This window comes from Stutzerimonas sp. C6.4V, assembly GCF_058536345.1.
The window spans coordinates 2,454,495-2,475,930 of sequence record NZ_JBZUBM010000001.1; the positions used below are offsets into that span (position 1 = coordinate 2,454,495).

Genomic DNA, 21,436 nt, shown 5'->3' on the forward strand with positions numbered 1-21,436 from the left:
ATCTCAGAACTCGTCTCTCCGCATTAAGCTGAAGACAGCCGCAGTCAATACGGAGTCAATCCTCATGCACATGTTGTTTGCCATCTGCGTGAGTGTGGCTCGTCGGCGTAACCGCCGGAGCGTGATGGTCACTCTCACTTCCGGAGGCGTGGTGATCGGTTCCGCTTTGCTCCGTTGAATTTCCTTCGGCATGTGTACCACTATCGGTATGGTCCATAGGGCTGGCAGAACCGTGGTGGTCGGCGCCAGAACTACCATGATGATCCCCGCCATCTTCTGCCTGGCTGTCACCATGATGGTTTCCGACATCGGTCTCGCCACCGCCATGCTGGTGGCCACCACTGGCTGCAACCATATCGCGGTACTGCCCGGCATTTAGGTTTGGAAGCTGCTTAAGAAAAGCTACCATTCCCCAGATGTACTGATCGTCCATACTTTTGCCCCAGGCAGGCATGCCCGTCGCCTTGATTCCGTGCTTAATGATCCAGAATGTCTTAGCGGGGTTATCGTAAATTCCAGCTTTAGCCAGGTTCGGCGGTGCCGGATAGAGGCCCTCGCTCAGCTCGGTTTGGGCTGATCCTGGCGACAGATGGCATCCAACGCACATCGAGTCGTAGTTACCAGCCCCGGCTCGAATCTGAGCTTCGTTATTGAGGTCTGGCACCTCAATATCTTTAGCACGGACTTCAACTGAACGATTTCGGGCAGTATCTAAAAACGCATGTACCGGACCTGTATGCGGGTCATCTGCACCGACATTTATTAAGCCAAAATAGACAACTCCCGCTACGCCAAACACAGCGACAACGCACGCTAAAGCCAAGGTGGCAACGATTGTTTTCATCTTATTCCTTTAGAACCACATCCGAATGCCGGCGACAAGGCGCGCCTCTTCTCGATCTTCGCCTTCGTCACGAGCCATATCTGCTGTGTTACCGAATGAGCGATTCCATGTGACGCCGATGTATGGCGCAAACTCACGCACGATTTCGTAGCGCAGACGTAAGCCGACCTCCGCATTAGCAAGGCCGGAGCCAACGCCGCGCTGCGGATCGTTCTTGCCGTAGAAGTTCAGCTCAGCGGTCGGCTGGAGAATTAGCCGATTGGTGAGAAGGATGTCGTAGTCACCCTCCAGGCGCGCTGCCGTCTGCCCACCTTCGCCAATAAACGCGGTAGCCTCAGCTTCGAAGGCATATAGCGCCATTCCTTGTACGCCCAAGGCTGCCCAGGTTTGCGGTGACTCGGGCTTGAAATCCTGACGGACGCCTGCGACCACGTCCCACCAGGGGCCGATCGCATGCCCATATAACAGCTGCAGCTCGGCATCCTCGGTTACGCCGTTGGTACGCTCCCCCTCGGAGCGAAACCAGAAACGATCGATATCCCCACCGATCCAGCCAGACGCATCCCAACTTAGCGTGCTGCCTTCATCGGCGTCCTGGTATTCAAATTGATCAAGCAGGAAAAACGAGGCGAGATACTTGTCATGGACGGTGTGCCCCTGGAGAGGCTGAAAAGCGGCTTCCCGATCCGCATCGGTCAATATCGGAATGAACGAAGGGTGCATCATGCCAGGCATTTCGAGGGTTTCGTCATGCTTCCTTGCAGCGTGATCCGTAGCGTCCATTTGGCCATGGTTCATTTTGCTGTGGTCCATCGCACCATGACCCATTGCCGAGTGATCCATCTGCCCCCCGGCATCACGAGCGCTAGATGAAGATGTGTCTTGGGACGCAGGGGGCTGAGATGATGAATTAGACGGCGTCTGGTGCATCGAGTGATCCATCATCTCGGCTGCATTGACGCCTCCCGTAGCCATAGCGCTCAGCGAAAGCCCAAATGCCGTCAGAGCAAAGCGTGAAAGTCTAGTGCGCATGGTTTGAATCCACCTCAGCGTCGGCTGCTTTTGGGTCCGGACTCATCTTGTCGTGGTTCATCCCGCTATGGTCCATGGATTCATGATCCATCGAGCCGTGATCCATATCGCCGTGGTTCATTTGCGAGCGAGAAGAATTGTGTGGTTTCGGTGCCGACTTGCTGTCTAAGCCCTGTGACGAGGTTGAAGGTTGCTTGTGCTCATCATGGCTGCCCGCTGCGAATGCAACAGACGTTTGCATTGCGCCCAGCAGACCAAGCACCAAGGCACCGCCGATAAGGGTTTTGCGCTTCATAAATGTACTCATAATATTTCCTTTTACTCATCCACTCGAACTTCGCGGAACATACCCATTTCCATGTGCAGCAGTAGGTGGCAGTGGTAGGCCCAGCGGCCAAGCGCATCAGCGGTTACGCGATAGCTGCGCTTCGTACCTGGTGGCATGTCGATGGTGTGTTTGCGGACCATGAACTTTCCATCTTCGTCCTCTAGATCACTCCACATGCCGTGGAGATGAATGGGATGGGTCATCATGGTGTCGTTGACCAACGTGATGCGAACCCGCTCGCCATACTTGAGACGTAGCGGCTCAGCATCAGAGAATTCGATGCCGTCGAATGACCAGGAGAATTTCTCCATGTGTCCGGTGAGATGTAATTCGATTGTTCGGCTGGGCTCTCGCCCATCCGGATCGGGGAATGTGCTTTTGAGGTCTGCATAGGTCAACACGCGACGACCGTTGTCACGCAAACCAATACCTGGATCGTTCAGCTTGGGTGCAGGAGTCATGGTCTGCATGTCGACCAGCGGGTTATCTGTCTCTGACGCCGGGTGTGATTGCATGCCTCCGCTCATGCCGGACATCCCTGAGTGATCCATTCCAGCCATATCGCCCGAGTTGCCCATGGCATGGTCCATCCCCTGCATGCCGCTATCCATGCCGGACATGTTGCTGTGGTCCATGCCGGACATGCTGCTATGGTCCATCGCGGCCATACCGCCCTGCGTGCCGCCGCCGTGATCCATACCAGCCATACCGCTATGGTCCATCGCGACCATACTGCCCTGCGTGCCGCCTCCGTGGTCCATGCCACCCATGCCACCCATGCTGCCGTGATCCATCCCCATGTCAGCCATGCTAATCAGCGGGCGGGGATCGGTTTCTGGAACAGGAGCGCTTAACCCTGCGGCGACGGCTAACGTGCCACGGGCATAGCCAGTGCGGTCCATGGATTGAGCGAAGATCGTGTACGCCTCCTCGGTGGCAGGCTCGACGATCACATCGTAGGTTTCGGCGACGGCAATGCGGAATTCATCGACGCTGACTGGTTTAACGTACTGCCCGTCCGCTGCGACCACTGTCATCTTCAGCCCCGGAATGCGGACATCGAAATAACTCATGGCCGAACCGTTGATGAAGCGCAGTCGAAGCTTTTCGCCTGGCTTGAATAGGCCGGTCCAGTTCCCGTTGGGCGCCTGACCGTTCATTAGGTAGGTGTACGTATAGCCGCTGACGTCCGCGAGGTCGGTCGGACTCATCTTCATCTGCGCCCACATTTTCCGGTTCGCGATGGTGGCCGCCCAGCCGTCCTCGCTTACGTCGTTAATGAAGTCGCCGACTGTGCGCTTGTTGAAGTTGTAGTAATCCGACTGTTTCTTGAGCTTGGATAGAACACGACCGGGATCCTCGTCGGTCCAATCGGTCAGCATCACGACATAGTCGCGGTCATAGCTAAACGGCTCCGGCTCCTTGGCATCGATGACCAATGGGCCGTAGACGCCAACCTGCTCCTGCAGTCCCGAATGACTGTGGTACCAATAAGTACCGTTCTGTTTAACCTTGAACTTGTATTCGTACATGCCGTCGGGCGCAATGCCCTGGAAGCTCAGCCCCGGTACGCCGTCCATGTTGGCTGGCAATATCAGGCCATGCCAGTGAATCGACGTATCTTCGCTCAGCCTGTTTCTCACGCGTAGCGTGACGGTATCGCCTTCACGCCAACGTAGAATCGGGCCTGGGATGGTCCCGTTGATGGTCATCGCCGTCCGGGCCGCCCCGGTGATGTTGACCGGCGTCTCGCCAATGAGCAGATCGAACTCTGTGCCGGTTAAGACGCTGGGCTGGCCGGGGCTGCTCACTGCCCAAACTGGAGCCCTCCACAAGCCAAGACCACCAATGATGCCAGCGGCTGTCAGGCCTTTAACGAAGGTTCGCCTTGAGGTTTTATGTTGCATGCGTGCATCCAATCAAGCTAAGGAGCCAAACTGACAACGATCGTGCAAACGATTGTGGACAGCGTTTGTTGGGCTTACTCGTTTACGGTCTGTCGAAGAAAACGACCCACCTAGTAAACAGAAAGATGGCATATCTCTGGCAAAGCGACGATTACATTTCTGTAAGCTTAGACGCTGTTAGCGACACCTGGTTTACCTATGTGACAAGGGGATTCCGGTCCTCGAAACCGAGCTGAGCAATGCCCATTGCGAAAGAGGAACTTAATTTCTGAAAAGCAATCGATTGCATCAATGCTCGTTGCGTCTGTTTTGCGAAAAAATGAGCAGAGGATCACTTCGGCGTTACATCCCTACAGGAATTAATACCATGGCTAGTTACTCATTGCGCCGTGTTGGCTTTTTAGGAGCTACCGCATTGCTCACCGGTGCTCTTATCTCGGCTCCCACACAAGCGGCTGGACCGGGAAACGGAAGGACGGCACCTTTCGAACAGTCCTATTTGAAATTCATTATCGACCATCATTTTTCTGCACTGAGAATGACCGAACTAGCTGCCGGAACAGATGTACAGCGGGATCCGCAGGTCAATAATCCAAGGGAAGGAACCGCCCCCACCCCTAGTACCGCAGCTACACCGGCTAAAGCGAGCGCTGAAGAAATAAAATCAATGGCTCGTATGGCAAACCGTTCGCAGCGTGAGGAAATAGCGAAGGCTCAACGATTCCTGCTCGAGTGGTACGGTGTGGCTCATGTACCGCAAGTAACACCTGCAGGGCAGCGGGCGATCCAAGCGCTTACGTACGAAAGCCCCGGAGCGCAATTCGATAGGGCTTTTCTGGCAAACTTCAGCAATCATCATTATTTGGCTCTAGGCCCGAGCCAGGAGTGCCGGGTCAAGTTCGATCTGAAACATGAAGAGCTCAAGCATTATTGCGAGGGCATCGTTCAAACTCAGACGAGGCAAATCAATGATATGCGCGCGCAGTTGTGCGAGCGATTCAACGTTTGTGACTACCAACCATATAATCCGATCACCAGAAGATGATCAGGATGTCCTGACTGCTTAGCGCCGTAATTCAATTGAGCGAGCCGGCATAGTCTGCGTTAAAAAGACTATCGCTAGTCGGCTGGCTCATTAAATAGACTCTGAAGAAGCGTTTCTGATTTGGTGAGTACCCCGACTACACCCGCCTAGTTTTTCGATAGAGCAGACGGGCTTCGTCGGCACCAAATAGGCCGGCTAGCGCAAACAAAGCCGCAAAGGAATTGTTCATGACTGAAAGGGATACGCCCGACGAAACCGATTGTTCCCACTCGCTCCTACCCAGTCCCACATTGTTGGATCGATTCCGCTTCTTAAAAATCAGCGAGGGCGAAAGTAGCCAGAAATGCCTGGCTACTTCAGATTAACCTGAGTCGTTTGCTATGCATTCCTATGAGCGAGGCGAACAAGACAAGTTTTAACGTAACTGAATACCGGTACTGTACGTTCTTACATAACCTTGCGATTACCAGCACCGTGGCGGCTACAACAACCTCGAATTGCCACCATTCAACGCGCTGCCTCTTCAGCACTTATGGTGCTTTTCTTGTAAAACAGCCTTGGACGCAACCGCTTGAGCCTTGCCCTTCTGGTCAGCCTGATAACTCGCGAGCGCCTCTTGGCGAGCCTGCTCCATGCGAGCAAAGGTACGGTCGCCACCACCCTCTGCCATTGCATAGGACGAGCTTGCTGCGATAACGAGCAGTACAGATAGGGATCTTAAAAGTTTCATTGCTTGCAACCTCATAGAAAGACATCGAATACCCAACGCAGCTTTATTAGCAGAGCCATCGGCTGGGCTTGTGTCTAAGCTAACCGAACGTTCCTGTCAGATTGCTGATGGCGAAATTACAGTTTTGTCAGCGATGAAGTCCAAGTAGTAACGATTTAAAAGCGCACTTACCCAAGTGAGACGTTTATCGTGTCAGGCAGCAGAACTGCTTCTGCCAACCTCCGGCCAAAAAAAATGGCGCCGTGAAGGCGCCGATAGGCCAAAGGAGCATGGTCAGCCAGAAATACCAGGTAATGAACCTGAACGGAAACTTCATAACTTTCTTGATGCTAACGTAGCTCGCTGTCAGATCGCTGACGCGAACGTTACGTTTTTGTAAGGTGCTAGCCGCCCCCTTTGGCAGCCGGCAAACTGCTCCCTGTTTCAGACAGAGGATTATTGATGAAGCTTCTTGTCGCCGAAGACGAGCCAAAAACTGGCATTTACCTACAACAGGGACTCACCGAAGCGGGCTTTACTGTCGACCGGGTTATGAACGGGACGGATGCTGCTCAGCATGCGCTTAGTGAAGCCTACGACTTGCTGATCCTGGATGTAATGATGCCTGGACTAGATGGCTGGCAGGTTCTACAGAAAGTCCGCGCTGCTGGCAGTGACGTCCCCGTGCTCTTTCTGACGGCCAGAGACGGAGTTCAGGATCGAGTTAAGGGGTTGGAGCTGGGTGCCGATGATTATCTGATCAAGCCGTTTGCGTTCTCCGAATTGCTAGCCAGGATTCGCACGTTGCTTCGTCGTGGCAACCATGCCCCCAACCAAACAGTTCTCAAACTCCTCGACTTAGAGGTGGACCTTTTGAAGCGTCGGGTTGTGCGTTCAGGGAAACGCATAGACCTAACCGCCAAAGAGTTCGCCCTTCTTGAGCTATTGTTGAGGCGCCGCGGGGAGGTCCTCTCCAAATCACTCATCGCATCCCAGGTATGGGACATGAATTTCGACAGCGATACCAATGTGATTGAGGTCGCCGTCCGGCGGCTGAGGGCAAAAATTGACGACGAGTTCGAGCCCAAGCTGATACAGACCGCTCGCGGAATGGGCTATCTGATTGACGCGCCGGAGCCATGAAGACAGGCGCGGCGAGCTGGACGGAACGCATCGCTTCGCCAGGTGCAGATCCGCTAGAGCTACCTGGCCGGGCGATGACTTTACTACGAGAGCGCTATGCACTTGACCATGTCATTGTGCAGTTGACCCACCTTGCATGCTCCGGGATCACCTCTGATGTCAGGGTGCCAGCTCTGGATAATACTCCGCCCCTAAGTCGTTACATGATTCTTTTTGTGCAACCTGTGACGACGGAGGTCCAGAGCGGCCATGTGTTCTGGCAGCTTGGCCGCTAACGAGGCCTCGCCATCAGTTGAGAGACTGAGCATCCACGTTGGCCTGTTCGGTCTCGGCACTGAGCCAATGTTCGAAAAGCCTGCTTTGCGCCTGCTCTTGCCTGGCGGCGTAGTAGACCAGGCGCAGGTCTCGATCGACATCAATTGTCAGCGAGGTGTGATCAAACACAACGGGACCGACGTCGGCCACGTTGAAGTGCCGTATGCCCTGGCAGGGTCCATGGATGTCCTGCTGCCGCCACCATGTTCTGAAGTCGGTATCCACCTTTTCCAACTCCTTGACCAGCGCCCCGATCTCAGGATCCAGCGGCGCCCTGACGAAATCCCGTCGGAAGCTCGACAGGATCTGTAACGCCTGGCCCTCCCAAGGGTCGAGCAATGCGCGCATCGACGGTGCGGTGAATAACAGCCAGAGCAGGTTGCGGCGCTCGACCGGAAAGCTCGAGAAGCCGAACACCTTGTCGGCCGCCGCGTTCCAGGCCAACACGTCCCAGCGCAGATTCAGGACATAAGCCGGACGTAACGGCAAGTCCGCCATCAGGCGGTGCACTAGCGGCGGCACGGCACACCAAGTCTTGCCCGGCTCCGGTGGGAGTCGCTGGTGAGCCAGAAGGAACAGATAGCGCCGCTCGGTCGCATCCAGCTTTAACGTTTTGGACAGCTTTTCAAGGAATGAGGCCGAAACACCGATCTCCCGCCCCTGCTCCAACCATGTGTACCAAGACAAACCGACTCCAGCCAGCGCCGCCACTTCCTCTCGCCGTAGGCCCGGAGTGCGTCGGCGCGCGCCCGCCGGTAGTCCGACTTCCTGCGGGGTGATCCGCTCGCGACGACTGCGCAGAAAATCGGCCAGCTCTGCTCGGTTTCGCTCGAAGCTGCGAGGTGCACTCATCCGGTTACCTCCAGTAATAGCATAAACAGTCAAATTGTATCCCCATCGAAGCGGTACTAAGAATACCTCCTCCTCGTCCCAAAGGTCCGCGCCGAGCCCTAGCTCGGACCGAGGCGACTCGATCGTTCAGGAGTTATACGGATGTACCAATCATTACTTAGCGAACAGCTGGAGTTGCTGAAGTCCTCCAACCAATACCGCACATTCACCACCGTGAGTCGGATCTGTGGCCAGTATCCGCTGGCGAAACTCGATGGACGACAGCAGGGACCTGTCGTCGTCTGGTGCAGCAATGACTATCTCGGCATGTCCCAGCACCCGGCGGTGCGCGAACAGATGCACCTGGCTTTGGAAACGTACGGTGCCGGGTCGGGAGGCTCGCGCAACATAGGTGGCTCCCACGAGCTGTATGGGCAATTGGAGACCAGCCTGGCTGACTGGCATGGCAAGGAAGCCGCGCTGGTGTTTCCGACCGGATTCGGCTCAAACGACGCAACCCTTCAATGCCTGTTGCGACAGATCCCCGATTGCGTCGTCATCAGCGACGCGCTGAACCACGCCTCGATCGTCAACGGTATCCGTGCAACGTCCAACGAGCGCAAAGTGTTCCGCCATAACGACGTCGGGCACCTTGAGGAAATTCTGTCGAGCTACCCGCTCGGCCAACCGAAGCTCGTCGTGTTCGAGTCCATTTACTCAATGGACGGCGATATCGCACCCATCGCGGAAATCGTCGAGGTCGCCAAGCGGTTCAACGCCCTGACCTATATCGATGAAGTGCATGCCGTTGGCATGTATGGGCCACGGGGCGCCGGCATCGCTGCCGAGCTGGGGCTTGCCCAGCAGATTGATATCATCCAGGGCACGATGGCCAAGGCGATCGGCGTTATCGGGGGCTACATCGCATCGACCCGAGTCATCATCGACGCAGTTCGTTCTTTCGCAACCGGTTTCATCTTCACCACTTCACTGCCCCCTGCCATCACGGCCGGCTGCTTGGCGAGCGTCGAACACCTCAAAGCAAGCAACGACGAGCGTGATCGACTGCAAAGCAATACGGCTTTGCTGCGCGGTCGGCTGAAGCAGCATGACATCCCTGTCATGTCCTGCTCGCAGACCCATGTGCTACCCGTTCTCGTAGGCGAAGCCGAGCGCTGCAAGGCCGCTGCGCAGCGCCTGCTGCACGTCCATGGCGTGTACCTGCAGCCGATCAACTATCCATCGGTTCCTATTGGCACTGAGCGCTTCCGGGTCAACGCCACGCCGAATCATAGCCATGAACAGATCGAGCACCTCGTCGCCTCGCTGCGCGAGACCTTCGAGCATTTCGCCATACCGCTGGCCCCGTGCGCGTTTGCAACGGAGGTGGCGTAATGAGCGAGCCGTTATTTGTCATTCGAAGTGCCACGGACACGGACATAGCGGTCTTGACCGAATTGCGCGCCTATCTGCTCGACCACACCTCTGCCAGCTACTCGAGCCGGACACCGGAGGACTCAGCAAGATGGCGTGCCGCCTACCGTAGTTGGCTAACCACCACGCTTCAATCAAATGACAATCTAAAGGTACTTGCCGCCGAGCACCGCGAATCGGGGCAAGTGATCGGTTGTGCGACCGGCATCATCGATCTGAGGGCTCCCACCGCTGCTAATCCGAACGGCCGTTCGGGCTGGGTTCAGTCGGTCGTCATCGCGCCTCAATGGCGAGCGATGGGTGTCGCCGGACAACTCATGCAGAGCCTGTTGCGTTGGTTTGCCAATCGCGAAGTTTCCACAGTGGCACTGCAAACCACGGATAGCGCAACCCGCCTCTACGAATCTCTGGGCTTCCAGCCAAGCGCCGAACGCCTGCTGATCCATCAGGAGGTGCTGTGATGAAGATCCTGATCATTGGGCTCGGCTATGCAGGCCGACGCTTCCAGCGTGCTTTCGAGCACGTTGGGACTACCTGCGCAATTCCGGTTTCGCTCGCTTACGTCGGTCGTCGACCAAAGCAGACGACGTTGCGATATTTCGACCGTATCGACGGCGCCCTACAAGACTTCATGCCTGACATCGTTATTGTCAGTGTGAACGACATCAATCACGCCGCCGTTCTAGAAGAGTTGGCTGGGTTTCGAGGCTTTGTCATTTGTGAGAAACCCCTGACGACGCCCACTGATGATCTGGCGAATGTGCACGCCTCCCTCGCCAATGTCAGCGGGTTCGCCCTTAATTTGGTCGAGCGGTACTCGGACGCGAGCCGCGCGCTGCGTGAGTGGGTCGCGCGACATGATTGGCAACTGGTACGGGCCAGCTTTCATTGGGGCAAAGACCGCATCAACGACTATCGCCCCACCTGCGGTGTGACCAGTGAGGCCATCCATGCATTGGATCTGTTGAGCTGGATCTGCCCGGCGGCAGGTCCGTTGTGCCTGGGTGGCGTGCTGGGTATTCGGTCCGACTTCTCCATTTCGGGCAATGCCGTACTCGACACGCTACAGCTGACCGCAACGCTAGGTGATGCGCCTGTCAGCGGCTACAGCAGCTTCGTCAACATTGTTCGGCAGCGCACGCTGGACTTTTCCTTCGTCGATCGAGACGACCTGTTGATACACGCTCGACTGGTCTTCGACACCCCGCAATGGGATCACGATCACCTGCGAATCTGGATGCGAGACACGGATGGGACGGAGCTCATCCTGCACGAATTGGCGATTTCGCCCAGCCGCCCCGGCCTGGAGACGCTGCACAAGCTTTCTCAACTATGCCTCGACGTATTGCAGTGGGCCATGCACCAGCGACCGCCCAGCCAAGCGTTCGCCAGCCTCGAGACGGCCTTCACGCTCCAAGGGTTGCTCAACGAGCTCGAACATCAAGCGCTCACTCCGCCGTCGGCTCACTACAACCATGGCGAGACCCGCGCCTTGCTGGCCGAGGACAGCGACCTGGAAGCCCTCGGCTGACAGAAATCATCAGGAGAAAGATTATGTGTGGAATCGCAGGATGGCTGTCCTACAGCCTCAACATGCAGACGCAACGAGACACGCTGCAGCGCATGACGGACACCATGAGGTTGCGGGGCCCGGATGCCGCTGGTGTCTGGGTGGATGGACCGGTCGGCCTCGGACACAGGCGGCTGTCGATCATCGATATCGACGGAGGCAAGCAGCCGATGCTGGCCCGGCTGGACGATGGCCGAGAGGCCGCTGCCATTACCTATAGTGGAGAGGTGTACAACTTTCGGGAGCTTCGAGCGGAGCTAAAGATAAGGGGGCATCGGTTCGAAAGTCGCAGCGATACCGAAGTCGTCCTGCGCGCGTATCTCGAGTGGGGCGAAAGCTTCGTCGAGCACCTGAACGGCATGTTCGCATTCGCAGTGTGGGATATGCGCAGCCAGCGCCTGCTGCTCGTGCGCGACCGCATGGGCGTCAAGCCACTGTATTACTACCGGACGGCGGACGGTGTGATCTTCGGCTCCGAGCCCAAGGCGCTGCTGGCTAACCGACTCGTCCCCCGCAAGGTACGAGCGGACGGGCTACGTGAAATTCTCGAGATGGTGAAGACGCCTGGTCATGCCATCTTCGACGGGATGAACGAGGTGCTGCCGGGTGAAGTGGTAAGGATTGATCGTCAGGGTCTGACCCGCCGACGTTACTGGCAGCTCGAAGCACGAGAGCATCCACACTCCCTGGAGCAGACCGTCAGCCATACCCGCGATCTGCTGGAGGATATTGTCGAGCGCCAAATTGTCTCCGACGTTCCATTATGCAGCCTGCTGTCGGGTGGCCTCGACTCGTCGATCATTACCGCCTTGGCCTCCAAGAAGCTGCTCGATTCCGGCAAGGACAACATTCGATCCTTCTCGGTCGACTTCCTCGATCACGGGAGCGGCTTCACCAGCGATGCCGTGCGCGGCACACCCGACGCCCCCTTCGTTCGCAACCTGGTTGAACGGATACATTCCAGCCATAACGAGATCGTTCTCGACAGCCGCGAACTGGTTGATCCAACGCTGCGCAGCCAGGTCATACACGCGCTTGATCTGCCGCCTGCCTATTGGGGTGACATGTGGCCTTCGCTTTATCGACTGTTCCAGGAGGTCCGCAAACACTCGACGGTCGCCCTGTCTGGCGAAAGCGCCGACGAGGTTTTCGGCGGCTACCGCTGGTTCCACGACCCGGCAGCAATAAACGCCGATACCTTCCCATGGCTGACATCGGTTACGGGCAAATACTTCGACGGCAAGACACTATTCGACTCCGGCCTGCTTCGCCAACTGGATATGCCTGGCTTTCTGCGCGACAGCTACAGCGAGGCGATCGCCGAGACACCCATCCTCTCCACGGAAAACCAGGTGGAGCGGCGAATGCGCCAGATGAGCTACCTGAACCTCACCCGCTTCGTCCAGACGCTGCTGGATCGCAAGGACCGGATGAGCATGGCCGTTGGCCTGGAGGTCCGCGTTCCGTTCTGTGATCACCGCCTGGTCGAGTACGCCTTCAATATCCCCTGGGCAATGAAGGCGTTCGACGGACGTGAGAAGAGCGTGCTGCGGGCAGCGACCCGCGATCTTCTGCCGGAGTCGATCTCGGATCGCATCAAGAGCCCCTATCCGTCCACGCAGGATCCGGCTTACGAGCAAGGACTGCGCACGTCACTGGCCGAAATCATGACCAGCGCCGACGCCCCGGTCCGCCAACTGCTCGACACCGCTCGCGTGAAGCACGCCCTCGACAGACCCATCGGCCAGACATCGGCGATGTACGACCGCATGGGCATGGAGCTGGCCGTGGGTCTCAATACCTGGCTCGTTGAGCAAGACGTCCACCTCGACCTCTAGCCCATCCGACGCGGCTCCCCAGGGGCCGCGTTGCATCTAACATCTAGTGGAGCGCCACTGATATGAGCACCACCACCCCGAACCAACTTCCCATCTATCTCATAGCCCTGGGCGCGTTCGCGCTCGGTATGGCCTCCTATGTCACCGCCGGCCTGATTCCCATGATCGAAGCGTCGTTCTCGGTTTCGGTAGCTGTGGCCGCACAGCTCGTAACAGCCTTTACGCTAGCCTACGGTCTTGGATCGCCAATTTTCGTGGCGCTGACGCCACCCGATCGGCAGCGCACAGGGCTTTTGATTGCGCTGGGCCTGTTCGTGATCGCCAATGCGGCAAGCGCCATGGCAACCGAGTTCAACGCATTGATGATCTGGCGTGCCATAGCCGGAATCGGTGCAGGTGTGTATCTCGCCATGGGCATAGGTGCGTCTGCGGCGCTTTCGACCGTAGAGCGACGCGGTAAATCGATCGCGATCATCATGGGGGGCATGGCGAGCGGCGTCGTGTTGGGCGTCCCGCTCAGCCTGATGATCGCCGACCAGACGGGTTGGCAGGCTGCACTCTGGTTGGTCACGCTGCTGGGTCTGCTGGCCTTTGCAGGCCTATCGCTCATGCTACCCGCCTTACCGGCAGCCCCTGCGAGTTCGTTGCGCCAAAAGCTCGCAATTCTCACCGACGGACATGTCGTGACGATCCTGCTCGTTTCTCTTCTGGCGGCAATTGCGAGCCTTGGGATGTACACCTTTATCGCGCCTCTGCTCGCTGATCCGACCTATGGCGCAGTCCGTTCGGTGACCCCCTATCTCTGGGTCTGGGGCATCGGCGGTGTACTAGGTAGCTTTTTCATAGGCCCGGTCGTGGATCGTGTAAGGGGGCCGGTTCTCGTTTTTGCGATCATGACGATCCTAGCGACGTCTCTGTTCTTGCTGCCCTTTACCGCCGCGCTCAATGTTTGGTTGGTCGTGCTGCCCATCGCCTTATGGGGAGCTGTCGGCTGGGCCTTGCAGGTTCCGCAGAACAACGAATTGATCCTGGCTAGACACTCGCAGGGCGATGGTAATCTCGCGATCGCCCTAAACGAATCAGCGCTTTATCTGGGCAGCGCCATCGGTGCGGCGGCAGGAGGTTTCGTCCTGCTGTTGCAGATGCCCACTTGGACCCTTGCCGCTAGTGCCGGTGCGGTGGCGTTGGTCGGTGCCCTGCTTCAGATCATCAATTTGCGGCGCCAACCGAGCTGGCACGACAACACCCAACCTGAACCCAACCATTGAGCGATAAGGAGCACGGCCTTGGAGCTTCGCCATCTTCGCTGTTTCGTAGCGGTTGCAGAAGAATTGCATTTCGCGCGGGCGGCAGCACGCTTGCATATCGAGCAGTCACCCCTGTCAAGAATCATCAAGGACTTGGAATACAGGCTGGGCGTGCAGCTGTTCGAGCGCACGACACGTCGCACGCGCCTCACCTGGGCAGGCACGGTTCTGCTGGAGGAGGCGCAGCGCATCTTCGCAGTAGTCGATCAGGCCAGGGCCAGCGTTCAGGGGGCAGCGGCCGGCTATCGGGGACGGTTGCGCGTCGCCCTCTCGGATGGCGTGCCCCAGTCGAGGCTGGCCGCCCTACTCGCCCAGTGCAGGGAGGAGGATCCGGATGTGGAAATATGCCTTTCCGAGGTGTCCTCATCAGCGCAGGCGAAAGGCCTTCAGGAGGACCTGTTCGACGTCGGCTTTGCCCAAACCATGAGTCAGACCGAAGGCCTATTAGCGGTACCGGTGTGGTTCGACTCACTAGTCGTTACGCTCCCTGCACGCCATCAACTCCTGGCACACCGCAAGATCCCGCTCGAAGAAGTGACACGCCATCCGCTAGTCCTCTGCGATCCACGGGTGTGCGAAGGGTTCTGGCAACAGCTCCAAGCCGTGCTCAAACCTATCGAAACGAGGCTGATCATCGCAGAGCGCGTGCCAACGCTTGACCTGATGATGGCGCTGGTGGCGGCCGGATACGGCCTGGGTTTTTCCAGCTTGGCGCGAATCACCGAGCTCAGTAACCCCGACGTGGTCACCCGGCCGCTTGCCGGAAACCCCACCTTGCTAACCACCTTCCTAGTGCGGCGTGATGTCGAGCCGTCGGAGCAACTCGCGCGCTTCATCAGTCGCGTCACCCGTCCTGACAATCTCGAAAACCACGATCCGCTTGAGGTGCCGTTGATACATAGCCGGGAGAACCGACCATGACGTGGATGGAATCGAATCGGAAGGAAGCAAGATGAACGAGCGATACAGGCAGACAACGCGTCCACCAGTTGCCCTTGATGCAAGGCAGTATGCAACAAGCCTATTTTTGTCTACAGATACAGAACGTGCTAGATTTGCATCCATAGACACAAATCAGGTTATGTCAGCCATGACAGCGATTCTCCAAGCACAGGCGTTTACAAAGGACCAATGCGCGACCGGACTGCGGGCGGCGGTCAACGTCCTCGAGAAATGGCAAGCGACCACCGATCAAGCCTGCCGCATCCTGCGGATCTCTCGCAGCACGCACGCCAGGGCCAAGTTGCGTGACAACACGTGGTCGGTGAGCCTGGATGCGGACCAGATGCAACGTGTCAGCTTCATTCTCAACATGCACGCTGCGCTGCGACTGGTTTTCGATAATCCGGAAAACGTGTATGGCTTCCCCTCGATGGCCAACCACAACGAATTCTTCAATGGACGTGCTCCGCTGGAGGTCATGTCGCAAGGAGACATGATCTCGTTGTACGAGTCGTTTCGGCGTATCGATAGCCTACGAGGCGCACAGTGGTAGTGCCGGGCCAGCTACCGGAGCGGTCAACTATCCAGCTGCAAGCCTACCGGCTAGTAAACTCGAAGTTTCCGCCTATTGCCCTCTTCGATGATGTGGCGGACGCCAACGAATTCGAAACGCTATACCAGTTGCAGGCATTAACGAACCCGAGGCTGCAGAATGAGACCGGACGCCTGGAGTTGATACCACGCGCTGAGATTCCCTTTGGTATCCCAGGCTGCTCCTACGCTACAGCCCCGTTTACCCACGTGAACCCAGCAGGGTCGCGCTTCAGCGATGGTCGTTATGGGGTGCTGTACTTGGCAGGCACAATGGACACGGCGCTTGCCGAAGTGCGGCATCACCAGGACCGGTACTGGTCGAACGTGGATGGGCTGAGCTACGAGCGATTCGTCTTCCGCGGACTGTCGTGCCTGTTCGACGAGGTCGGGATATTGGATGCGACCACAGTTCCAATGAGCGATCCAATCTACGATCCGGACGATTATGCGCACGGCCATCGATTAGGCAGAATGGTGAAAGAAGCCGGCAATCCAGGCTTGCGTTATCGCTCCGTCCGCAAGTCGGGCGACGATTGTTGGGCGCTCATGACCCCAAAACCTGTGGTCTCGATTATCCAAACTGCTCATTACGAGATGATCTGGAACGGTCGCATCTCCAGTGTTAGCGCCGTTAGCGCGGTCTAGCTTCACCTGCACGCAAAGGTCGATGAGCTGGCGCACCGGTAATTCCAAGCCAGCTTCAGGCCCGTCCTTCCCTCCGGTAGCTACGGCATGTCTGTCTGGCCAGCACCATACACACGCCACTTGCCGAGTTTAAGCATCGTTAGGGCGGTACTGGTCGAACGTCGACGGCCTGAACTGCGAGCGATTCGTCTTGGGCGCTTTCGCGCCATTCCACAAAACGATCTGCTCGGCAGCACCGCGCAAACAACCCGCCATCTAAGCCCCGGAAAGGCCATGGCGACCAGGGCGGTTCTCTGCTCGTTTTTTAAATGCGCGATCTCCCGCCATGAATACTTCCAGCATGTGCGGAATCAACGTTACGGCATCTACCGTCTCGCCATAAGTCTGCGCATGCATCGAGGCGTAGCGATCAAGATCGGCCTTGAGGCCCGCTGGGCAGAGAAAGGTCAGCTTGGTGCTTTCAGTTTTGGGCAGCGGGCCCAGCCTTAGTTTGCGCGTCGCACTCATCGTGATTCTCCGCTATTAAAGAACAAGGGTTGGTAAGGTCGCAGTACCAGATCCCGGTTAACGATGATGCGCACCGGCAAGCCTGGCCGCTCGGTCAATGTCGGTTGGATGTTCATATTGCGCCGGGTCATCTCCTGCCCAACTTGATTCACGCTGTCCTGCAGGCCATCACGACCGGCAATGATGACGCGATTGCCGTCCTGGCGGTTTTCGGGTGCGGCCAGCTCGGCGCCAATACCCAGCAGCGTTGTCAACGCAGCGCCGGCGAAGACGCGATGCCAGTGCCAATCCACCCCGTCCTCCAGACCGGCATAGCCGGCCGGGTCACTGCCGATCAGGTTATCCAGCGTCAGCGAACTCATGTCCGGCAGGATGATGCGATTCCACACCACCTGCACGCGGCTCTGCCCGTAGCTGACCTGGCTGTTGTAGCGACCGAGGATGCGCGAACCCTGGGGGATCAGCAGGTGATTACCGGTTGCCGTGTCGTAGACCGGCTCTGTCACGGTACCGATAACATCGCCCGGAAGGTCGGACTTGATTCCGGTCACCAGCGCGCCGGCGATCACCGTGCCAGCCATGACCTGATATGGCGACGCAGCTAGCTGCAGGTGTCCCGTTTTGCGGGTGGCCACGGCGGCAGATTGCTGGAACTGCTCTTTCTGCTCTTGCCGGTTCTGCACGGCGGTCGGATCGGCCGGTTGCGCCGTTACCGAGTCAGAAGCGGGCACCTGTGGATCAAAGTCCGCTAGCGTTGACGAATCCACGGTCCGTTCAGCCGAGACGGTTGCAGTTGCGGCAGGGCGCTGGCTACCAGTGTGAAAAAACAGCGACGAGCCAGCCGCCTCCTCCGCCTCTTTCAGCAGCGCCAGTCGTTCGGCCTCGGCGGGATCCTGTCCTGGTGGCATGTAGTTGGATGCCGCCGGCCGCTGCGACCTCACGATGGCTGGGCCAAGATCGCCCGGAAGCGGAGGTCCCAGCTCGGGAGGCTGCGGCAGTGTTGTCGGCGGCAGTTGGGAGTAGTCTGCTGGCAGCCGCTCGAGCCCCTCGGAGCGAGAAACACGGTCGACATTGTAAAGCTCGGCCGAACCGTTCCCTCCACGTGGCCCCGGTGGCTGCAGCGACCAGATCGTGGCGCCCAGCACAGCGACAGCGAGCCCACCGGCAAGCGCTGCCAGGGTTCGTCGGCTCAATCGCTTAACTGGACGTGGCCGAGCGCGCAACGCCACTGCTTCCGGCGGGACCTTGTTGACCTGTGGCGCCAAGGAATCGGGACTATCTTCCTGGCTCATGCTCAGTGCCCTCGCGTCAGGCCGTCTGTACGCTCGATACGCACTACGTCGCCCTTATCCGCACCCAGGCGCAGCTCAGCCGCACCAAAGAGTCGGTCGACGATGTAGTACGGCGAGCGGAAGCGGTAGTTGACCAGTTGCCCATCGCCCTGCGCGCCAATCACGAACATGGGCGGTAGCTCACCCTGAGCGATGCCGGCAGGAAACTGGATGTACACTTTTTCGCCGTCATCAAAGGCACGCAGCGGCTGCCAAGGTGGATTGCTCCCGCTGATCGCATAGCGGAAGCGGATTCGTTCCAACGAAAGGCCGGTATCGACCGGCGCGCTCGCCTGTGCGGCCCGTGCCTGACGCTGCAGGGCCAGCATCCGGCCTTTCGGGTAATCCCAGGAGACCGACGCCATCCAGGCTTTCTCGGTGGAGGTCAGTTCGATCAGGTAGGTCCGGCGGCTGGTCGTGATAACCAGGTTGGTTTTCAGATCCGAGCGTATCGGCTTGACCAGCACACTGACGCGCAACGCGTCGCCGGCACCGCTGGAAGTATCGCCGACGATCCAGCGCACCGTGTCGCCGGCGGCTACCGTCACCAGTTCCTCACCAGCCTGCAGCCCAATGGCGGTCACCCGCCCCGGCGCGGCATATATCTGATACAGCGCGCCTTCGCTGTAGGGCCAGACCTGGATGGCATTGATGTACCCCTCACGGATAGGCGCCATTCGTGCCTCGCGATTCGCGCGCGATACGCGTTCCTTTTCGTCGACCGGCTCCGGCGAGGCCTCGGAGTCATCGGCAACTGGTAGAGGTTTCATCTGCGCGGGCAGCGGCAGCAGTTTCGGGACTTCAACTACCTCTACTGGTTTCGGTGGCTCAGGCAGCGGTTGTGCCTGCACAGGCTCGTCGAGCGAGATGCGCGGCGCCGGCTTGTCTTGGGTCGCACACCCGGCGATAGCAAACAAGACGAGGGACAGGGCACTTATGCGGCAGGACAGGCTCATGGCTTGGCTCCTTCAGATGCATCCAGTTCGCGACTCCAAGACAGTCCGTTGACGTAGATGCCCAACGGATTCTTGCGCAGACGCTGTTCGGTGCGCGGTGTTTGCTGGACAGTGGAAATCACCGCATTCCAGCGTTCGGTGCCGGCGGGCGCGCCATTGACGAAGCGCTGCTCCGTCCAGCGCACGTTGAAGGACGCGTCGCTTGCGCGCACCACGCTGATCACCTGAACCGTCACCGACTCCTTGCCGACGCGGGCAAACGGATCGTTGGTGCGTGCGTAATCGTTGAGCACGGCTGCACCGCGGTCAGTGGTGAAGTTGTAGGCGTCGAGCCAGTTCTGCCGAACGACAATCGGATCGATCGACAGCGAGCGCACCAGGGTGACGAAGCGCGCCAGGTGATAGGCCACCTGTGCATCGGCTGGCCGGTAGGGTGTGGCGGCCTCGCCGACCGCCCGCACCTGGCCACTGCTGTCTACCTCCACCACATAGGGCGTGACGATCGATTGGGCCGAACGCCAGACCAAACCGCACGCCATCAGCAGTGCAAGCAACAGGCAACCAAAGGCCATGAGCCGCCAGTTCTTCGCCTGCACACGAGCCGAGCCAATGCGCTCATCCCAAGCCTGCCCAGCGGCCTGATACGGGGTCGCGGGTTGTGGCGTCTCGGCGTAGCGCACGCGTGGTCGTTTGAAGCGCATGACTCCCTCCTTATCAATCCGAATCGCGCAGGTTAGGCCCACTGCCTGAACTGCCGCTGTCGCCACCGCGTAGCGTGTGCGCAACGGTGGTAGCGGCATGGCTGAGTTGCTGACGCTGCTGCAGGCGCCTGGCCCATGCGGGTTGCGCCTTCGCATCGGTGGCGACGTTTGCTGCGTTGTTCAGCGGGGCCGCGCGGCCGGCAGCTGCACCTCCGCCTGCTGTTGCAAACAGCCCCCCAAGCGAGCGCGCGCCCGCAGCGAGTTTTGCGCTCGACGCCATACGCGCACCGGCCGCAACTGCAGCGCCAGCACCGGTCGCTGCAGCCCCAACGCCTGCGGCCAACCCGGCCGTGCCGAGCGCAGCGCCAGCCATGGCCCCAGCCCCGAGCTGCGGGCCGCCGGAGATCAACCCGGTGGCAATGCCCGGCCCGAAAATGCCCAGCGCGAGCAAAGCCAGCGACGCCAGCACGACGACCAGCGCGTGATCGATGGAAGGCTCATCAGGGTGCACCTGGAATTCGGCGAAGAGCCCTGTACCGATGCCGACGATGACCGCCAGTACCAGGACCTTGACGCCCGAGGACACAACATTGCCGAGTACCTTTTCGGCGAGGAAGGCGGTCTTGTTCCATAGTGCGAACGGCACCAGCACGAAACCGGCGAGCGTGGTCAGCTTGAACTCGATCAATGTGATGAACAGCTGCACGGCCAAGGTGAAGAAGCAGACGATGACAACCAGATAGGCCAGAAACAGGATGACGATGGGCTCAAGATTGACGAACACCTCGGGGAAACCGGTCAGGTCGCCAATCTGCTTGAGGATCGGCGCACCGGCGTCGATACCCACCTTAGCCAAGCGCCCTGGCTGGAGGAAGCTCTCCATGCTCAGCGAGCCGGTTGCTGTCACGCCCAGTCCGGCAAAGGACCGGAAGACGATGCCAGCCAGCCAGTTGAAATTGCCAATGATGTAGGCGAAGGCGCCGACATAGAGCACCTTGCGGATCAGCTTCGCCATAACGTCTTCGCCCCCGCCGGTGGCATGACCGAGCGCCCAGTACAACCCAGCGATCGTCATGTCGATGGCCACTAGCGTGGCGGTCAGGTAGGCGACTTCTCCTTGCAACAGTCCGAAGCCCGAGTCGATGTAGCGGGAAAACGTGTCGAGGAAACGGTCGATGACCGTGACGTCATTCATGGGCAGCCCTCTGCCGCGAAAGCATCCCGTGGCTCCGATCCGGGTCGGCATCAAGGGGCGCATCGAAGGTCGGCGGAATCGGCGGCAACAGCTCCAGGGCCCCGAACTCGTCCGGGCCACCCTTCCCTTCTAAGAAACGGTGCCGATACGCCTCGGCAGGCGCGCACGCCGTCATGGTGCTAGAGACACACCGCGCGCGCTGCGCCTCGGGCCAAAGCGACTCCTGCGGCAAACGTTCGCTGCGGGGTTGATCACAACCAAC

At 58.6% G+C, this 21,436-nt stretch carries 21 protein-coding genes; 10 read left to right on the forward strand and 11 right to left on the reverse strand.

Translation table 11 applies throughout. The features are described from left to right. Positions 1-55 precede the first annotated feature (55 nt). From AC4LFW_RS11470 to AC4LFW_RS11485, 4 genes are read right to left on the reverse strand one after another with little or no spacing between them, the layout of a single operon-like run. Entirely contained in the window at positions 56-844 is a 789-nt protein-coding gene (locus AC4LFW_RS11470; protein WP_128118943.1) for a c-type cytochrome, read from the reverse strand. Positions 845-853: 9 nt separating this feature from the next. After that, positions 854-1,876, reverse strand: a complete 1,023-nt coding sequence (locus AC4LFW_RS11475; RefSeq protein ID WP_128118942.1) for a copper resistance protein B — start codon at positions 1,874-1,876, stop codon at positions 854-856. Continuing rightward, a complete protein-coding gene (locus AC4LFW_RS11480) occupies positions 1,866-2,183 on the reverse strand; it encodes a hypothetical protein (protein WP_128118941.1) in 318 nt (105 codons plus the stop codon). Before AC4LFW_RS11480 ends, AC4LFW_RS11475 begins: the two co-directional genes overlap by 11 nt. 11 nt (positions 2,184-2,194) lie before the next feature. Then, entirely contained in the window at positions 2,195-4,111 is a 1,917-nt protein-coding gene (locus AC4LFW_RS11485; protein WP_491819203.1) for a copper resistance system multicopper oxidase, read from the reverse strand. 367 nt (positions 4,112-4,478) lie between these two features. On the opposite strand from AC4LFW_RS11485, the gene AC4LFW_RS11490 reads away from it, so the two are divergent. Next, positions 4,479-5,156, forward strand: coding sequence for a DUF305 domain-containing protein (locus tag AC4LFW_RS11490; RefSeq protein ID WP_168425187.1), 678 nt, complete (start codon positions 4,479-4,481; stop codon positions 5,154-5,156). Between the two features lie 523 nt (positions 5,157-5,679). Here AC4LFW_RS11490 and AC4LFW_RS11495 read toward each other — a convergent pair. Next, complete coding sequence (locus AC4LFW_RS11495; protein WP_128118938.1) at positions 5,680-5,886, reverse strand: co-regulatory protein PtrA N-terminal domain-containing protein; 207 nt, start codon at positions 5,884-5,886, stop codon at positions 5,680-5,682. A 441-nt stretch (positions 5,887-6,327) separates the two neighbouring features. Between AC4LFW_RS11495 and AC4LFW_RS11500 the strand changes: the two genes are divergently transcribed. After that, the gene (locus AC4LFW_RS11500; RefSeq protein ID WP_128118937.1) at positions 6,328-7,008 is read left to right on the forward strand and encodes a heavy metal response regulator transcription factor; all 681 of its coding nucleotides are present in this window, start codon (positions 6,328-6,330) and stop codon (positions 7,006-7,008) included. Between the two features lie 288 nt (positions 7,009-7,296). Here AC4LFW_RS11500 and AC4LFW_RS11505 read toward each other — a convergent pair whose 3' ends face one another. Next, the gene (locus AC4LFW_RS11505) at positions 7,297-8,175 is read right to left on the reverse strand and encodes a helix-turn-helix transcriptional regulator (RefSeq protein ID WP_128118936.1); all 879 of its coding nucleotides are present in this window, start codon (positions 8,173-8,175) and stop codon (positions 7,297-7,299) included. A gap of 141 nt (positions 8,176-8,316) precedes the next feature. Between AC4LFW_RS11505 and hemA the strand changes: the two genes are divergently transcribed. From hemA to AC4LFW_RS11545, 8 genes are all read left to right on the forward strand, one after another. Next, on the forward strand, positions 8,317-9,549 hold the full coding sequence (gene hemA, locus AC4LFW_RS11510) for a 5-aminolevulinate synthase (protein WP_128118935.1): 1,233 nt from the start codon (positions 8,317-8,319) through the stop codon (positions 9,547-9,549). Further along, positions 9,549-10,049 carry a GNAT family N-acetyltransferase gene (locus AC4LFW_RS11515; protein ID WP_128118934.1) on the forward strand — a complete coding sequence of 167 codons (501 nt, stop codon included), beginning with the start codon at positions 9,549-9,551 and terminating at the stop codon, positions 10,047-10,049. The genes hemA and AC4LFW_RS11515 overlap by 1 nt, the downstream gene beginning before the upstream one ends. Continuing rightward, entirely contained in the window at positions 10,049-11,119 is a 1,071-nt protein-coding gene (locus tag AC4LFW_RS11520; protein WP_128118933.1) for a Gfo/Idh/MocA family oxidoreductase, read from the forward strand. Before AC4LFW_RS11515 ends, AC4LFW_RS11520 begins: the two co-directional genes overlap by 1 nt. Positions 11,120-11,142: 23 nt before the next feature. Continuing rightward, the gene (asnB, locus tag AC4LFW_RS11525; protein WP_128118932.1) at positions 11,143-12,996 is read left to right on the forward strand and encodes an asparagine synthase (glutamine-hydrolyzing); all 1,854 of its coding nucleotides are present in this window, start codon (positions 11,143-11,145) and stop codon (positions 12,994-12,996) included. Positions 12,997-13,058: 62 nt separating this feature from the next. After that, entirely contained in the window at positions 13,059-14,264 is a 1,206-nt protein-coding gene (locus AC4LFW_RS11530) for an MFS transporter (RefSeq protein WP_128118931.1), read from the forward strand. Positions 14,265-14,282: 18 nt separating this feature from the next. Continuing rightward, a complete protein-coding gene (locus AC4LFW_RS11535) occupies positions 14,283-15,224 on the forward strand; it encodes a LysR family transcriptional regulator (RefSeq protein ID WP_168425188.1) in 942 nt (313 codons plus the stop codon). Between the two features lie 169 nt (positions 15,225-15,393). Next, positions 15,394-15,798, forward strand: coding sequence for a hypothetical protein (locus tag AC4LFW_RS11540; RefSeq protein ID WP_128118930.1), 405 nt, complete (start codon positions 15,394-15,396; stop codon positions 15,796-15,798). After that, on the forward strand, positions 15,798-16,484 hold the full coding sequence (locus AC4LFW_RS11545; RefSeq protein WP_128118929.1) for an RES family NAD+ phosphorylase: 687 nt from the start codon (positions 15,798-15,800) through the stop codon (positions 16,482-16,484). The genes AC4LFW_RS11540 and AC4LFW_RS11545 overlap by 1 nt, the downstream gene beginning before the upstream one ends. Before the next feature lie 255 nt (positions 16,485-16,739). Here the strand turns inward: AC4LFW_RS11545 and AC4LFW_RS11550 are convergent, their stop codons facing one another. From AC4LFW_RS11550 to trbL, 5 genes are read right to left on the reverse strand one after another with little or no spacing between them, the layout of a single operon-like run. Continuing rightward, positions 16,740-16,991 (reverse strand): DUF2274 domain-containing protein, encoded by a 252-nt coding sequence (locus tag AC4LFW_RS11550; protein ID WP_128118928.1) that lies wholly within the window; start codon positions 16,989-16,991, stop codon positions 16,740-16,742. Beyond that, the gene (locus tag AC4LFW_RS11555; RefSeq protein ID WP_128118927.1) at positions 16,988-18,283 is read right to left on the reverse strand and encodes a TraB/TrbI/VirB10 family type IV secretion system protein; all 1,296 of its coding nucleotides are present in this window, start codon (positions 18,281-18,283) and stop codon (positions 16,988-16,990) included. The genes AC4LFW_RS11550 and AC4LFW_RS11555 overlap by 4 nt, the downstream gene beginning before the upstream one ends. A 2-nt stretch (positions 18,284-18,285) precedes the next feature. Then, positions 18,286-19,278 carry a P-type conjugative transfer protein TrbG gene (gene trbG, locus AC4LFW_RS11560; protein ID WP_128118926.1) on the reverse strand — a complete coding sequence of 331 codons (993 nt, stop codon included), beginning with the start codon at positions 19,276-19,278 and terminating at the stop codon, positions 18,286-18,288. Next, positions 19,275-19,979 (reverse strand): conjugal transfer protein TrbF, encoded by a 705-nt coding sequence (trbF, locus tag AC4LFW_RS11565; protein ID WP_128118925.1) that lies wholly within the window; start codon positions 19,977-19,979, stop codon positions 19,275-19,277. The genes trbG and trbF overlap by 4 nt, the downstream gene beginning before the upstream one ends. Positions 19,980-19,992: 13 nt before the next feature. After that, on the reverse strand, positions 19,993-21,174 hold the full coding sequence (gene trbL, locus AC4LFW_RS11570) for a P-type conjugative transfer protein TrbL (protein WP_168425189.1): 1,182 nt from the start codon (positions 21,172-21,174) through the stop codon (positions 19,993-19,995). Positions 21,175-21,436 lie beyond the last annotated feature (262 nt).